General features: G+C 60.8%; 8 protein-coding genes. 6 read left to right on the top strand and 2 right to left on the bottom strand.

Annotated elements, in window-relative coordinates; translation table 11 throughout:
• Positions 1–360 precede the first annotated feature (360 nt).
• From rpoB to HMPREF3087_RS09580, 3 genes are all read left to right on the top strand, one after another.
• Positions 361–3843: a DNA-directed RNA polymerase subunit beta gene (gene rpoB, locus HMPREF3087_RS09590; protein WP_061940608.1), complete on the top strand. Its 3483-nt coding sequence runs from the start codon at positions 361–363 to the stop codon at positions 3841–3843.
• Positions 3844–3902: 59 nt separating this feature from the next.
• A complete protein-coding gene (locus HMPREF3087_RS09585) occupies positions 3903–7781 on the top strand; it encodes a DNA-directed RNA polymerase subunit beta' (protein WP_070423790.1) in 3879 nt (1292 codons plus the stop codon).
• 627 nt (positions 7782–8408) lie between these two features.
• On the top strand, positions 8409–9410 hold the full coding sequence (locus HMPREF3087_RS09580) for a PDDEXK family nuclease (RefSeq protein ID WP_070428953.1): 1002 nt from the start codon (positions 8409–8411) through the stop codon (positions 9408–9410).
• 844 nt (positions 9411–10254) lie between these two features.
• Here HMPREF3087_RS09580 and HMPREF3087_RS09575 read toward each other — a convergent pair.
• Positions 10255–11280 carry an ATP-dependent 6-phosphofructokinase gene (locus HMPREF3087_RS09575; protein ID WP_061941408.1) on the bottom strand — a complete coding sequence of 342 codons (1026 nt, stop codon included), beginning with the start codon at positions 11278–11280 and terminating at the stop codon, positions 10255–10257.
• A 132-nt stretch (positions 11281–11412) separates the two neighbouring features.
• A complete protein-coding gene (locus HMPREF3087_RS09570) occupies positions 11413–12090 on the bottom strand; it encodes a DUF1707 SHOCT-like domain-containing protein (protein ID WP_070428952.1) in 678 nt (225 codons plus the stop codon).
• A gap of 428 nt (positions 12091–12518) precedes the next feature.
• Between HMPREF3087_RS09570 and rpsL the strand changes: the two genes are divergently transcribed.
• The 3 genes from rpsL (at position 12519) to fusA (ending at position 15535) form a co-directional block, all read left to right on the top strand.
• Positions 12519–12893, top strand: a complete 375-nt coding sequence (rpsL, locus tag HMPREF3087_RS09565; RefSeq protein WP_019174631.1) for a 30S ribosomal protein S12 — start codon at positions 12519–12521, stop codon at positions 12891–12893.
• Positions 12893–13363 carry a 30S ribosomal protein S7 gene (rpsG, locus tag HMPREF3087_RS09560; RefSeq protein WP_019174632.1) on the top strand — a complete coding sequence of 157 codons (471 nt, stop codon included), beginning with the start codon at positions 12893–12895 and terminating at the stop codon, positions 13361–13363. Before rpsL ends, rpsG begins: the two co-directional genes overlap by 1 nt.
• Before the next feature lie 66 nt (positions 13364–13429).
• The gene (fusA, locus tag HMPREF3087_RS09555; RefSeq protein WP_070428951.1) at positions 13430–15535 is read left to right on the top strand and encodes an elongation factor G; all 2106 of its coding nucleotides are present in this window, start codon (positions 13430–13432) and stop codon (positions 15533–15535) included.
• Positions 15536–15567 lie beyond the last annotated feature (32 nt).

The raw sequence follows: 15567 nt of genomic DNA, 5'->3' as shown, positions 1-15567 counted from the left end.
AGTGCTGGTGGGCGAGGTGGGAGCAGGGTGGGAGGACGTGCTGCCCAGCAGTGCAGTTGGGAACGAAAAAGCGCCCTGCTCGTCACGGCTTTCGTCGGACAGTGCAGAGCGCAAAAAGTGCGGAGAAAATCGACCCTACCACAGGGGGTCTTGCTACAGCAGGTTCAATCAGCTATTCTGAATGTTTGTGTTGCAGTGGGTTTGCTGTGCCTTCATATAGCGGTGGGCATCAAACTAGCACACCTTGACCGGATCCGCCGTGACGTCAGCGGAAGCGAGTGTCGCAAAGCGACCCGGCCGGACCTCGGGTGATTCAACGCTGCAGCGCACGAGTGATGACCACAACGTGGAAGGAACCCATTGGCCGCCGCCAACGAAAACATCAGGACCGCTAACCCGCCTCAGCGCATTTCCTTCGCGAAGATCCACGAACCTCTCGAAGTTCCCAACCTCCTGGGACTGCAGACCGACAGCTTCGACTGGCTGATCGGCTCGGAAGCCTGGCAGGAGCGAGTTGCGGAAGCAATCGAGAACGGCGACACCTCCGTTCCGGAAACCTCGGGGCTCGAAGACATCTTCGAAGAGATCTCCCCGATCGAAGACTTCTCCGGATCCATGTCGCTGTCGTTCCGCGACCACCGCTTTGAGCCGCCCAAGTACTCAATCGACGAGTGCAAGGAGCGCGACATCACCTATTCGGCGCCGCTGTTCGTGACCGCTGAATTCATGAACACCTCCACCATGGAGATCAAGAGCCAGACGGTGTTCATGGGCGACTTCCCGCTCATGACCCCCAAGGGCACCTTCATCATCAACGGGACCGAGCGCGTCGTCGTTTCGCAGCTCGTCCGCTCGCCCGGCGCCTACTTCGAATCGACCCCGGACAAGACCTCCGACAAGGACATCTTCACCGCGAAGATCATCCCGTCGCGCGGTGCATGGCTGGAGTTTGAAGTCGACAAGCGCGACCAGGTTGGCGTTCGCCTCGACCGCAAGCGCAAGCAGTCGGTCACGGTGCTGCTCAAAGCACTTGGCTGGACCTCCTCGGAAATCCTCGAACGCTACGGCGAATTCGAGTCGATCCGCGAAACCCTTGCCAAGGACACCGTCGAAACACGCGAAGAAGCGCTCATCGACATTTACCGCAAGCTGCGTCCGTCCGAACCGGCCACTGTTGAAGCTGCAGAAAACCTTCTGCAGAACCTCTACTTCAACCCCAAGCGCTACGACCTCGCCAAGGTCGGCCGCTACAAGGTCAACCGCAAGCTCGGGGTCGATGAAGACGTCACACAGGGTGTGCTTACCACCGACGACATCGCCGCTGCCATCCACTACATCGTTGCGCTGCACGCCGGCCACGAAACTCTCAAGGGCGTCCGCGACGGCGAAAGCGTCGACATCCCGGTCGCCCTGGACGACATCGACCACTTCGGCAACCGTCGCATCCGCGCGGTCGGCGAACTGATCGAAGGTCAGGTCCGCACCGGTCTTTCGCGCATGGAGCGCGTGGTCCGCGAGCGCATGACCACTCAGGACGTCGAAGCGATCACCCCGCAGACGCTCATCAACATTCGTCCCGTCGTGGCAGCCATCAAGGAGTTCTTCGGAACTTCGCAGCTGTCGCAGTTCATGGACCAGAACAACCCGCTGGCCGGCCTTACCCACAAGCGCCGCCTGTCGGCTCTGGGTCCCGGCGGTCTGTCGCGTGACCGTGCGGGCATGGAAGTCCGCGACGTCCACCCGTCGCACTACGGACGCATGTGCCCCATCGAAACGCCGGAAGGCCCCAACATCGGTCTGATCGGTTCGCTCGCCTCCTATGCGCGCATCAACCCGTTCGGCTTCATCGAAACCCCGTACCGCATCGTTGAGAACGGCGTTGTCACCGACAAGACGCGCTACCTCACGGCTGACGATGAACTCCCGTACAACATCGCACAGGCAAACGCACCGCTGACCGACGACCAGCGCTTCGCAGAAGACTTCGTCCTGTCTCGCCCCAAGGGCGGTTCCGGCGAAGCCGAACTGCTGCCCAAGGAAGACATCGACTTCATGGACGTGTCTGCACGTCAGATGGTGTCGGTCGGCACGGCCCTTATCCCGTTCCTCGAACACGACGACGCCAACCGCGCCCTCATGGGTGCGAACATGCAGCGTCAGGCCGTTCCGCTGGTCCGCGCAGAAGCACCGCTGGTCGGCACCGGCATGGAATACCGCTCGGCCATCGACGCCGGCGATGTCATCACCGCCGACAAGGCCGGTGTGGTCACCGAAGTCTCCGCTGACTACGTCACCGTCATGAACGACGACGACACCCAGACCACCTACCGAGCCGAGAAGTTCCGCCGCTCCAACCACGGCACCTCGTACAACCAGAAGATCATCGTGTCCGAAGGCGACCGAGTCGAAGTCGGTGCGGTGCTGGCTGACGGTCCGTCCACCCAGAACGGTGAAATGGCCCTCGGCAAGAACCTCCTCGTGGCTTTCATGTCGTGGGAAGGCTACAACTTCGAAGACGCCATCATCCTGTCCCAGCGCATGGTGCAGGACGACGTCCTGTCCTCGATCCACATCGAGGAATACGAAGTCGACGCTCGCGACACCAAGCTCGGTGCCGAAGAGATCACCCGCGACATCCCGAACATCGCGCAGGAAGCCCTGGCAGACCTCGACGACCGCGGCATCATCCGCATCGGCGCCGAAGTCACCGACGGCGACATCCTGGTCGGCAAGGTGACCCCCAAGGGTGAAACCGAACTGACCCCCGAAGAGCGCCTGCTGCGCGCCATCTTCGGCGAAAAGTCGCGCGAAGTCCGCGACACCTCGCTCAAGGTGCCCCACGGCGAAACCGGAACCGTGATCGCCGTCAAGGTCTTCGACCGCGAAGAAGACGACGAACTCACCCCCGGTGTCAACCAGCTGGTGCGCGTCTACGTGGCCCAGCGCCGTAAGATCACCGTCGGCGACAAGATGGCCGGACGCCACGGAAACAAGGGCGTCATCTCGACCATCCTGCCGGTTGAAGACATGCCGTTCATGGAAGACGGAACCCCCGTCGACATCATCCTCAACCCGCACGGTGTTCCGCGCCGAATGAACATCGGCCAGGTCTTCGAAACCCACCTTGGCTGGGCAGCCAAGCAGGGCTGGAAGATCGAAGGCAACCCCGAATGGGCACAGGACCTCAAGGACGCCGGCTTCGACCTCGAAGCCGAACCCGGCACCAACGTCGCAACCCCGGTGTTCGACGGTGCGCACGAACCCGAACTGCGCGGCCTGCTCGACAACACCCGCCTCAACCGCGACGGTGAGCGCCTGATCGACGGCTCCGGAAAGGCCCGCCTGTTCGACGGCCGCTCCGGCGAACCGTTCCCGTACCCGGTCTCGGTGGGCTACATGTACATGCTCAAGCTCCACCACCTGGTCGACGATAAGATCCACGCTCGTTCCACCGGCCCGTACTCGATGATCACCCAGCAGCCGCTGGGCGGTAAGGCACAGTTCGGCGGCCAGCGCTTCGGCGAAATGGAAGTGTGGGCGCTCGAAGCCTACGGTGCGGCCTACACGCTGCAGGAACTCCTGACCACCAAGTCGGACGATGTTCCCGGCCGCGTCAAGGTCTACGAAGCAATCGTCAAGGGCGAGAACCTTCCCGACCCGGGCATCCCCGAGTCGTTCAAGGTCCTCATCAAGGAAATGCAGTCGCTGTGCCTTGACATCGAAGTTCTGTCGGCAGACGGCCACGCCGTCGAAATGCGCGAAGACGACGAAATGTACCGAGCAGCTGAAGAGCTCGGCATCAACCTTTCGCGTGACGAAGCCCAGACAGTCGACGAAGTCTGACAGCCAGCCAGCCCGAATTTTTACTGACCTTCTGAAGGTCACCAAGGAAGAGGATTTACGTGCCTGACGTTAATTTCTTTGATGAACTGCGCATCGGCCTGGCTACGGCTGATGAGGTTCGCCAGTGGTCGCACGGCGAAGTCAAGAAGCCCGAGACCATCAACTACCGCACGCTCAAGCCGGAGAAGGACGGCCTGTTCTGTGAGCGCATCTTCGGTCCCACCCGCGACTGGGAATGCGCCTGCGGCAAGTACAAGCGCGTGCGCTTCAAGGGCATCATCTGTGAGCGCTGCGGTGTTGAAGTCACCCGCGCCAAGGTGCGCCGTGAGCGCATGGGCCACATCGAGCTCGCCGCTCCCGTCACCCACATCTGGTACTTCAAGGGCGTGCCCAGCCGCCTGGGCTACCTGCTCGACCTGGCTCCGAAGGACCTCGAAAAGGTCATCTACTTCGCGGCCTACATGATCACGTCGGTCGACGAAGATTCGCGCCACCGCGACATGCCCACCCTGCAGAACCAGGTGGACGTCGAAAAGAAGCAGATCGAAGACCGCATGAACGCGGACCTCGACCGTCGATCCAAGAAGCTGGAAGACGACCTCAAGGAACTTGAAGCCGACGGTGCAACCGCAGCGGCCAAGAGCAAGGTCGAAAAGCAGGCAAACAAGGAACTCGGCAACATCCGCCGCAACTCCGAACGCCAGTTGGACCGTCTGGAACAGGTGTGGGACCGCTTCAAGAACCTCAAGGTCGCAGACCTCGAAGGTGACGAAAGCCTGTACCGCGACATGGTCGCCCGCTTCGGCATCTACTTCGAAGGCTCCATGGGTGCCGCTGCCATCCAGCAGCGCCTCAAGGACTTCGACCTCGAATCCGAAGCCGAAATGCTGCGCGAACTCATTCGCACCGGCAAGGGTCAGCGCAAGACCCGCGCACTCAAGCGGCTCAAGGTCGTCAACGCATTCATGACCACGGACAACAAGCCCGAAGGCATGGTGCTCGACGCGATCCCGGTCATCCCGCCGGAACTGCGCCCCATGGTGCAGCTCGACGGTGGCCGCTTCGCAACCAGCGACCTCAACGACCTCTACCGTCGTGTCATCAACCGCAACAACCGCCTCAAGCGCCTGCTTGACCTCGGTGCACCCGAAATCATCGTCAACAACGAAAAGCGGATGCTCCAGGAAGCAGTCGACTCGCTGTTCGACAACGGCCGTCGCGGTCGCCCCGTCACCGGACCGGGCAACCGTCCGCTCAAATCGCTGTCCGACATGCTCAAGGGCAAGCAGGGTCGCTTCCGTCAGAACCTGCTCGGTAAGCGCGTCGACTACTCCGGCCGTTCGGTCATCGTGGTCGGCCCGACCCTGAAGCTGCACGAATGCGGTCTGCCCAAGACCATGGCACTCGAACTGTTCAAGCCGTTCGTGATGAAGCGCCTGGTTGACCTCAACCACGCCCAGAACATCAAGTCGGCTAAGCGCATGGTCGAACGTCAGCACCCGCAGGTGTGGGACGTGCTCGAAGAAGTCATTCAGGAGCACCCGGTTCTGCTCAACCGTGCACCCACCCTGCACCGTCTGGGCATCCAGGCCTTCGAACCGCAGCTGGTTGAAGGCAAGGCAATTCAGATCCACCCGCTGGTCTGCACCGCCTTCAACGCTGACTTCGACGGTGACCAGATGGCAGTCCACCTGCCGCTGTCCGCCGAAGCGCAGGCTGAAGCACGCCTGCTGATGCTGTCGGCGAACAACATCCTCAAGCCTTCGGACGGTAAGCCCGTGACCATGCCCACGCAGGACATGATCATCGGCATCTTCCACCTGACCTCCGAACGCGAAGACGTGCCCGGCATCGGCCGCGACTTCGGTTCGGTTTCGGAGGCCATCATGGCCTACGACCGTGGCGAACTCGACCTCGGTGCCAAGGTGAAGATCCGCCTGAGCAACATCGTTCCGCATCGGAAGATGGAACTGCCGGAAGGCTGGGAACAGGGCGACACCCTCGTCCTCGAGACCACCCTGGGCCGTGCCCTGTTCAACAGGACCCTGCCGGAGGACTACCCGTACGTCAACGAGACCATCGGCAAGAAGCAGCTGTCGAAGATCGTCAACCGCCTCGCAGACAACTACCCGCGTGTGGAAGTCGCACAGGCACTCGACAACTTCAAGGAAACCGGCTTCTACCAGGCAACCCGCTCCGGTCTGACCGTCGCAATGAGCGACATCGTGTCTCCGGAATCCAAGGAACAGTCGCTCAACGAAGCCGAAGAGCTCGTCGACAAGGTCGAAGAACAGTACGCCTTCGGTGCGCTCACCGATGAGGAGCGCCGTACCGAACTCGTCAAGATCTGGTCGGACACCACCGACAAGATCGCCGAGGCAATGCAGAAGAACTTCACTTCGGAGAACTCGATTCTGCGCCTTGTCGAGTCCGGTGCTTCCGGTAACTGGACGCAGGTCCGTCAGCTGGCCGCAATGCGCGGTCTTGTGACGAACCCGAAGGGTGAAATCATCCCGCGTCCGATTAAGTCGAACTACCGCGAAGGCCTGTCGGTCCTCGAGTACTTCATCGCATCGCACGGTGCTCGTAAGGGTCTGGCAGACACCGCTCTGCGCACCGCAGACTCCGGTTACCTCACGCGTCGTCTGGTTGATGTTTCGCAGGATGTCATCATCCGCACCGAAACCACCGATTCGAAGCGCGGCATCACGCTGCCCGTCGCTCAGGAAGACGCAAAGGGCAACCTCGTTGTGCACGAATGGGCCGAAACCTCGGTTCTGGGCCGCCTCACGGCAGTCGACGTCACCGACGCCGACGGCAACGTCGTGGTGCCTGCAAAGACCGACATTTCGGTCGATGTGCTCGACCAGCTGGTTGCCGCCGGCGTTCGCGAAGTCAAGGTGCTGTCGGTTCTCACCGCAGACTCCGACGCGCAGATCTCGGCTGAGCACTACGGTCGCTCGATGGCAACCGGCAAGCTCGTTGACATCGGCGAAGCAGTCGGCACCGTGGCAGCACAGTCGATTGGTGAACCCGGTACGCAGCTGACCATGCGTACGTTCCACACCGGTGGTGTTGCCGCCGGCGGTGGCGGTGACATTACGCAGGGTCTGCCGCGTGTCACCGAGCTCTTCGAAGCACGTACGCCCAAGGGCTACGCGCCGATTTCGGAAGCAGCCGGCAAGGTCAAGATCGACGACAGCCGTAAGACGCGCTACGTCATCGTGATCCCGTCTGACGGTTCTGACGAAATCGAGCACGCAGTCGGTCGTCGCGCACAGCTTCTGGTTGAAGACGGCCAGAACATCGAAGCCGGCACCCAGCTGGTTGAAGGTGCGATCGACCCCAAGCAGGTGCTGCGCATCCGCGGTCGTCGCGACGCCGAGAAGTTCCTTGTTGACGAAGTCCAGAAGGTCTACCGTTCGCAGGGTGTCGGCATTCACGACAAGCACATCGAAGTCATTGTGCGTCAGATGCTGCGCCGTGTGACGGTCATCGAGTCCGGCGACACCAACCTGCTGCCGGGTGAACTCGTTGACCGCGGCCGCTACCAGGACGAAAACAAGCGTGTCGTTGCAGAAGGCGGCCAGCCGGCTTCCGCACGTGACGAACTCATGGGTATTACGAAGGCGTCGCTGGCCACCGAATCGTGGCTGTCGGCTGCATCGTTCCAGGAGACCACGCGCGTGCTGACTGAAGCAGCTATGGAAGGCAAGTCCGACCCGCTGCTCGGCCTGAAGGAAAACGTCATCCTCGGTAAGCTCATCCCGGCCGGCACCGGTATGCACCGCTACCGCAACATGATTGTCGAACCGACTGACGAAGCCAAGCAGGAAATGTTCTCGAACACCTATGGTGACTTCTACCCGGCATTCGCCGGCGAAGGGTCGACCATTCCGCTCGAGGACTACGACTTCGGAGGCTTCGGCGACATCTGATTCGCTTGAGCGTGTGATTCAGCCGCGGGTTTAAGCGCTCGCGAAGGTGAAACAGCCGCACGAATAGGCGGGGGAGAGCCCGCTGGTTCTCACCCGTGGCAGGCGGCCCGGAGGGATTTCCCTCCGGGCCGTTTGCGTTGTACGGGGCCGTGTTGGGTTGGGCTGGACACAAAAGCTGGTGAGGTACGGGCCCGTGTTGGGTTGAGCTCACGAGGTGCCGCTTTGGCTGGTACTGGACCTCCACCTCGGGAGTCCTTGGCCAACCCTGGCTTTCATGCTTATTTGGCCCTCCACCTTAGGAATCCCGTCCCACAGCTGCCGCTCAGGCAGGGACCAGACCTCCACCTCGGGAGCCCCCGCCTAGTGCGGAAGCCCCTCAGCCCTCACCTGGTCGCTCCCTGCCACCCACGCTTTAGCAACAAAAACTCCCCTTAGCAGTTGTTGCTAAGCCGCAGATCCCGGCTAAGGGGAGTCTTCTTGCGGCTAAGCCGCGGATTCCGGCTAAGGGGAGTCTTGTTCCCTCCTGACCCTGTGACTTAAACCCTGATTGCCCACAAGTCCACAGAGTTATCCACAGATATGGATAGTGGGGTTGTGGAGCGATGCGTTTACGGAAGACAGTTGCATATGTTCAACGTATTTTCGCTCCAAGAAGCAAAGGCTTTCGGCGCTGAAAAGTGGGAGGTCGAACGAGCTGTCGGGTGTTGTCTCGAGCGGCTGTACCGTGCTTGCTATTTCGTCAATCGCACCTGCACCAAACACACTCAGTTCAACCGTTTCGCAGAACCGGAGATTCTGCGGCTGACGGGGGAGGCGTCCTCGGCAGGAAAGGGCCGTGCGTGGTTTGGCCTGCAGGAAAAGAAACATCTAGGCAAAGCGGAATTCATCGGCCGGCGGTTGAGCGACGGCGATGTTCTCAGCCACACGACGGCGGCCCTGATTCATGGTCTGCCCGTGCTGTCGATTCCGCATAAGGTGCAGCTCATCAACCCGTCGCGATCGCGGTCCGGGGAAAGATTCACCCGGCGCCAAAGGCAGTTGCGCCCGGCCGAAGAGACAGTCCTGTGGAACAGCATTCCAGTCACCGACCCAGTGCGCACCGTGCTGGATATCGCGACTGACATTTCGCTCGAACAGGCGGTCGCCGCTTTTGACGCGCTTCTGCGTTCGGAACCGGTTAAGGCTCAGGGCCGCAAGCATGCAGCTCGGGAGATCATCGCTGCGAATGCAAAGTTCTCTGCTTCGATGCGGGTGGTCAAGCTCATGGAGTATTCGACAGGACTCGCTGAATCCTTCGGCGAAAGCGTCTGCATGGTGGTTATCCGCAACCTCGGCATTAAAGGCCTTGTGCAGCAGGCCGACATTGTCGATGAAAACGGCGAATTCGTTGCGCGGGTTGACGGCCTGATTCCAGACAAGCGCATCATCATCGAGTTCGACGGGTCCGTAAAATATCGCGACACCGCCGCCGGTGGAATCAATGAGCGCGGTGATCAATTCATGCTCGAAAAACAGCGCGAACATCGACTACACGTGCTCGGCTATACGGTTGTGCGGATCATGTGGAGCGACCTGCAGAACCCTCTGCAGCTGAAGGCGCGCCTGGCGGCAGTGGGCGCACTCGGCTGAAAGGGTCGCGGCTGACAAGGACGCCCGGGCAGAACGGTGCGTATTCGATGTCTTCGTGGCAAGCTGTGTCGTGTGGAACAGAAGAAGTCCAAGTTGCCGTTTGCTCTTAAGCACGAAGTTGTAGACCGGTTTATTGCAGGTGAAACTGCGAGGGAACTAGCACGTGAGTATGAACTCGGTGGCCCGGACGTGGTTCTCCGATGGGCGCGCCAACAGCGCAAGCGTGGCCGTGTGCGTGAGCGGAATGCGTCAGACTCAGGAACTGAGCAGGATTAGCTTCGACGTGAATACGAGAAGTTGCAGGCTGAGAACGCGTATCTGAGAAAACTGATCGAGCTCAAGGCACAAGGCAGATTCTGAGCACAACGAGGTCGCTCATTGAGCTCTGGTGCCAAGTTCAGGTACCGAAGCGACGCGGGCCCACTATAGGTAAAGGGGCGGGGCGACAGTTGGCGTGCTAATGGTGGCACTGGGGGAGCGGCCCACGCTTTAGCAACAAAAACTCCCGCTAGCAGTTGTTGCTAAGCCGCAGATTCCGGCTAAGGGGAGTCTGCTTACGGCTAAGGGGGTGTTTTGGCCAGGGAGGTGGTGGGGTTTCCGCGCTCGCCCCCTCTTGGCGGCTACCACCGGGTAGCAACAAAAACTCCCGCTAGCAGTTGTTGCTAAGCCGCAGATTCCGGCTTAAGGGAGTTTCCTTGCGGCTAAAGCGCAGATTCCGGCTAACGGGTGTTTTTATGGTCAAACCGCCTAAGTGGTAAGGGCTGAACCGCCGAGGCGGAGCTCCAGTACCGCCGAGCCCCCAACCCTGCCCCACCTCGCCAGACCGCCCTACCCCCAGGAGCACCTACCCCAGCAGCGCTTCGAGTTCGTCCCAGCGTTCCTTCGGCACGGCCTTCAATGATTCAACGGCGTCGGCCATGGGTACGCGGATGATGTCGGTGCCGGAGAGGCTGGTCATGTAGCCCCAGCTGGCGTCGTGGATGAGGTCGACTGCGGCAAGGCCCAGCCGTGTGGCGAGTACGCGGTCGTAGGCGGTGGGAACGCCGCCGCGCTGCAGGTGGCCGAGGATTGTCGCGCGGGTTTCGATGCCCGTCATGCGTTCGACCTCAGCTGCAACGTAGTCGCCGATTCCGCCGAACCTCGGCCTACCATCAGCAGCGATCGCCGCCACGCCTTCTTCTGCGTCAACGCCGACCGGCACGAACCCTTCTGCGACGACGACAATCGGCGCGCGGCCGCGATCGCGGGCGCTTTCAACCCATTCGACGACCCGTTCCATCGTCACGGGGAATTCGGGCAACAGGATGGCCTGTGCGCCGGCTGCCATACCGGCGTGCAGCGCAATCCAGCCGACGTGCCGGCCCATAACCTCAACGACCATGCACCGGTGGTGCGATTCTGCTGTGGTGCGCAGGGCATCGATGGAACGCGTGGCAATAGCCGCCGCTGTGTCGAAGCCGAACGTGTAGTCAGTGCTGCCGAGGTCGTTGTCAATGGTTTTGGGAACACCAACCACGGGCAGTCCCTCATCGTCAGCGAGCCGCGCGGCACCAGCGAGGGTGCCCTCGCCGCCGATGGCAATCACCCCGTCGATCCCGTTGTCCTTCATGACCTGGCGCATCGCATCCGGCCCACCCCCGGAGTACGGGTGGGTGCGAGACGTGCCGAGAATAGTTCCACCTCGGCCGCTGATGCCGCGCACATCGTGCGTGGTCAGGGGGTGCAGGTCGCCCTCCAGCAGGCCACGCCATCCGTCCCGGATGCCCACGAATTCGTCACCGAAGAGCCGTACGCCCTTGCGGACGGCGCCTCGGATGACTGCGTTGAGTCCGGGGCAGTCGCCGCCGGAGGTCAGAATTCCGATCTTCACTGTGGTCCTTTCGTCCGTGTGTGCGGAGGGGCTGGTGGGCGGTGGGTTGCCGCGGGGGTCTGCGGCTGGGTTTGGTCTGCCAGGGTTGTTCTTACGAAGCGCCGCTCACCTTGGTCTGCTTCTCAAGAAGGTTTACCTGCCGTCGGGCCGGCTGCGCGGGTCCAACTGAACGTCGTTTCCGCCCATGAGGTTGAAGCCTTTGATGATCAGCGTTCCGTTTGAACCGTCGCCCAGGGCGTTGGGCTTGATGTCGTTGCCGCCGAGAATATTCACTGAGTGGTCGATGATGCGCACGCCTGCGGGCACGTAGATGTCTGCACCGCCCATTGTGTTCACGCTGATGATGGTGATTTCTGCGCCCGGCCTGCAGACCTCAGACAGATAGAGGTCGCTGCCGCCCATGAGCGCGAAGCACGTCACCTCCGGGGTGTTCGCGGCGATCGTCTTGGTGGATCCGCCGAGAACCGCGATGTCTGTAACCGACGGCCCGTCTCCGGGCCGCGCGGGAACAGTGTTCTTCTTCGGCTTCACAGCTGACGAGGTGCCGCCCGGCTTGGGGACGTCTGTTTCCTCGCGGATGCGGGACTCGACTTCGCGGCCTTCGGGAAGGTCGTCGATGATCGGCGGCAGTTCGTGAAGGTAGATGCTGGCCAATACGGTGCTTTGGCGTTCATCAAGTTCTTCGGGTGAGAGCCGGCCCGCGGCGTGCGAAGCAGAGAGAACGCGGAGGACATCGTCGCGGTCGTGGTCTGACGCGCGGATCAGCTTCCGGTCTGGGCTGTTGTCGTTGGCGGGCCGGTGATCAGTCATTCTTCAACCATAATGCGCAAGCCGGATGCGCGACATGGAATAAATGCGGAGAATGAGCGAATCTCAGGCAAATTCGGTGCAAAACACCTCTCCAGGCGCGTTACAGTTGGAACGCCTGAAACCTCCAGGTCAAGCACCGAACGACCGTGTTTTGACCGAGTGGCTCGCCGAGGGTTACTCTAGGTGTATCTGCGATTTTTCGGCAGACGGTGCTGTTGTCTGTTGACGGTGGAGTTTTCATCATCACACGGTTATCACCAGCACCGGCGGTTGTTCGCCATAAACCGACAATCAGTGCAGCTGCGCTGATGACGGCGGCGAAGAACTGCATCTGCAGTCGGGCACGCAGCTTCACCCGGCCGCAGAAGGATATGCTCCTGAACCCTCAGGAGATTAGGAACAACGAGAAGCATCGGAGAACCTGATAAGTGCCTACAATTCAGCAGCTCGTCCGTAAGGGACGACACGACAAGCCGGCGAAGAACGCTACGCCTGCTCTTAAGGGCAGCCCGCAGCGTCGCGGCGTGTGCACCCGTGTGTACACGACCACGCCGAAGAAGCCCAACTCGGCACTGCGCAAGGTCGCACGTGTCAAGCTCTCTTCGCAGATCGAAGTGACCGCCTACATCCCGGGTGAAGGCCACAACCTCCAGGAGCACTCGATTGTGCTCGTTCGCGGAGGCCGTGTGAAGGACCTCCCCGGTGTCCGCTACAAGATTGTTCGCGGTGCACTCGACACTCAGCCCGTTAAGGGCCGTCAGCAGGCTCGCAGCCGCTACGGAGCGAAGAAGGAGAAGAAGTAATGCCGCGTAAGGGTCCCGCACCTAAGCGCCCGGTCGCCATCGACCCGGTCTACAACTCACCGCTGGTCACCCAGCTCATCAACAAGGTCCTTCTCGACGGTAAGCGCTCCACCGCTGAGCGCATCGTCTACGGCGCACTCGAAAGCGCTTCGGAGAAGGCCAACGTCGAGGCTCTGACTCTTCTGAAGAAGGCGCTCGACAACATTCGCCCGTCGCTGGAGGTCCGCTCCCGCCGCGTCGGCGGTGCCACCTACCAGGTGCCGGTTGACGTCCGCCCCGCCCGTTCCACCACGCTGGCTCTGCGCTGGCTGGTTCAGTTCGCTCGCCAGCGTCGTGAAAAGACGATGACCGAGCGTCTGATGAACGAAATCCTCGACGCATCCAACGGCCTTGGTGCTGCTGTGAAGCGCCGCGAGGACATGCACAAGATGGCTGAGTCCAACAAGGCCTTCGCTCACTACCGCTGGTAATAATCAAACGGTGCCCGTTTCGGCGGGTACTGCTTGTCCAGGTACTTCTTACGAGAGAGGGACACCGTGGCACTTGAAGTGCTGACTGACCTTAACAAGGTCCGCAACATCGGCATCATGGCTCACATTGATGCTGGTAAGACAACAACCACCGAACGAATCCTGTTCTACACCGGCGTCAACTACAAGCTGGGCGAAACCCACGACGGCGCTTCGACGATGGACTGGATGGAGCAGGAACAGGAGCGCGGCATCACGATTACGTCGGCCGCGACGACCTGCTACTGGGAAGACAACCAGATCAACATCATCGACACCCCCGGGCACGTCGACTTCACCGTGGAAGTGGAGCGTTCGCTCCGCGTTCTTGACGGCGCAGTTGCTGTGTTCGATGGTAAGGAAGGTGTTGAGCCGCAGTCCGAAACCGTTTGGCGTCAGGCTGACAAGTACGACGTTCCGCGCGTCTGCTTCGTCAACAAGATGGACAAGCTCGGTGCTGACTTCTACTACACCGTCGGCACCATCAAGGACCGCCTCGGCGCTAAGCCGCTGGTCATCCAGCTGCCCATCGGCGCTGAAAGCGACTTCGAGGGCGTTGTCGACCTCCTCGAAATGAAGGCCTACGTCTGGCCGGACGAAACCAAGAAGGGCCAGGACATGCAGGAAATTGAAATCCCTGCTGACCTGCAGGAGCGTGCGGAAGAATACCGCGCAGCTCTCGTCGAAGACGTAGCCGAAGCCAACGAAGAGCTCATGGAGAAGTACCTCGAAGAGGGCGAACTTTCCATCGACGAAATCAAGGCCGGCATTCGCCAGCTCACCATTGCTTCGGAAGCTTTCCCCGTCATGTGCGGTTCTGCTTTCAAGAACAAGGGTGTGCAGAAGGTCCTCGACGCTGTCATCGACTACCTGCCCTCGCCGCTCGACGTTCCGCCGGTCAGCGGCCTCGTCTACGGCAAGGAAGACGAAGAGATCGTGCGCAAGCCCTCGAAGGACGAACCGTTCTCGGCTCTGGCGTTCAAGGTTGCCACCCACCCGTTCTTCGGCTCGCTCACCTACATTCGCGTGTACTCCGGTCACGTGAAGTCCGGTGACACGCTGCTGAACACCACCACCGGCAAGCGCGAACGCGTCGGCAAGCTCTTCCAGATGCACTCCAACAAGGAAAACCCTGTTGAAGAAGCATTTGCAGGACACATCTACGCGTTCATCGGCCTGAAGGACACCACCACCGGTGACACCCTGTCCGACCCGGCCAACCCGGTTGTTCTGGAGTCGATGGCATTCCCCGAGCCCGTTATCTTCGTTTCGATCGAACCGAAGACGAAGGGCGACCAGGAGAAGCTGTCCTCGGCTATTCAGAAGCTCGTGAAGGAAGACCCGACGTTCACGGTCAACCTGAACGAAGAAACCGGCCAGACCGAAATCGGCGGTATGGGTGAACTTCACCTCGACGTCTTCGTCGACCGCATGAAGCGTGAATTCAAGGTCGAAGCCAACATCGGCAAGCCCCAGGTTGCGTACCGCGAAACCATTCGCAAGACAGTCGAAAAGTACGACTACACGCACAAGAAGCAGACCGGTGGTTCGGGTCAGTTCGCCAAGGTTCAGATCACCATCGAACCGATGGAGGTCGAAGGCGACAAGATCTACGAATTCGATAACGCGATCACCGGTGGCCGTGTGCCCCGCGAATACATTCCGTCGGTCGATGCGGGCATCCAGGATGCCATGCAGGTCGGTGTTCTCGCCGGCTATCCGATGGTCGGCATCAAGGCCACGCTGGTCGACGGTGCTTACCACGACGTCGACTCGTCGGAAATGGCGTTCAAGCTCGCAGGTTCGATGGCATTCAAGGAGGCTGCTCCCAAGGCGCGCCCCGTGCTGCTCGAGCCGCTCATGGATGTCGAAGTCCGTACCCCTGAGGAGTACATGGGCGACGTCATCGGCGACTTGAACTCGCGTCGCGGACAGGTGCAGTCCATGGAGGACGCCACCGGTATTAAGGTTGTCCGTGCACTCGTCCCTCTGTCGGAAATGTTCGGCTACATTGGCGACCTGCGTTCCAAGACGCAGGGACGTGCCGTCTACGGCATGCAGTTCCACTCGTACGCCGAAGTTCCGCAGAACGTTTCGGACGAAATCATCCAAAAGACCCGCGGCGGAGAATAATCTCCCCGTTGCTCAGCGGGGCGGCTGAACGT

It is taken from the genome of Brevibacterium sp. HMSC22B09, from assembly GCF_001806795.1.
In the GTDB taxonomy this organism is placed as follows: Bacteria; Actinomycetota; Actinomycetes; order Actinomycetales; family Brevibacteriaceae; genus Brevibacterium; species Brevibacterium ravenspurgense.
Note: the sequence above shows the minus strand (reverse complement) of the source record. Positions and strands in the feature narration are given on the sequence as shown.

Excerpts from the sequence above, each read along its gene's own strand:
- HMPREF3087_RS09580 (WP_070428953.1), top strand. The coding sequence starts at position 8,409 with ATGTTCAACGTATTTTCGCTCCAAGAAGCAAAGGCTTTCGGCGCTGAA.
- HMPREF3087_RS09570 (WP_070428952.1), bottom strand. The coding sequence starts at position 12,090 with ATGACTGATCACCGGCCCGCCAACGACAACAGCCCAGACCGGAAGCTG.
- rpsG (WP_019174632.1), top strand. The coding sequence starts at position 12,893 with ATGCCGCGTAAGGGTCCCGCACCTAAGCGCCCGGTCGCCATCGACCCG.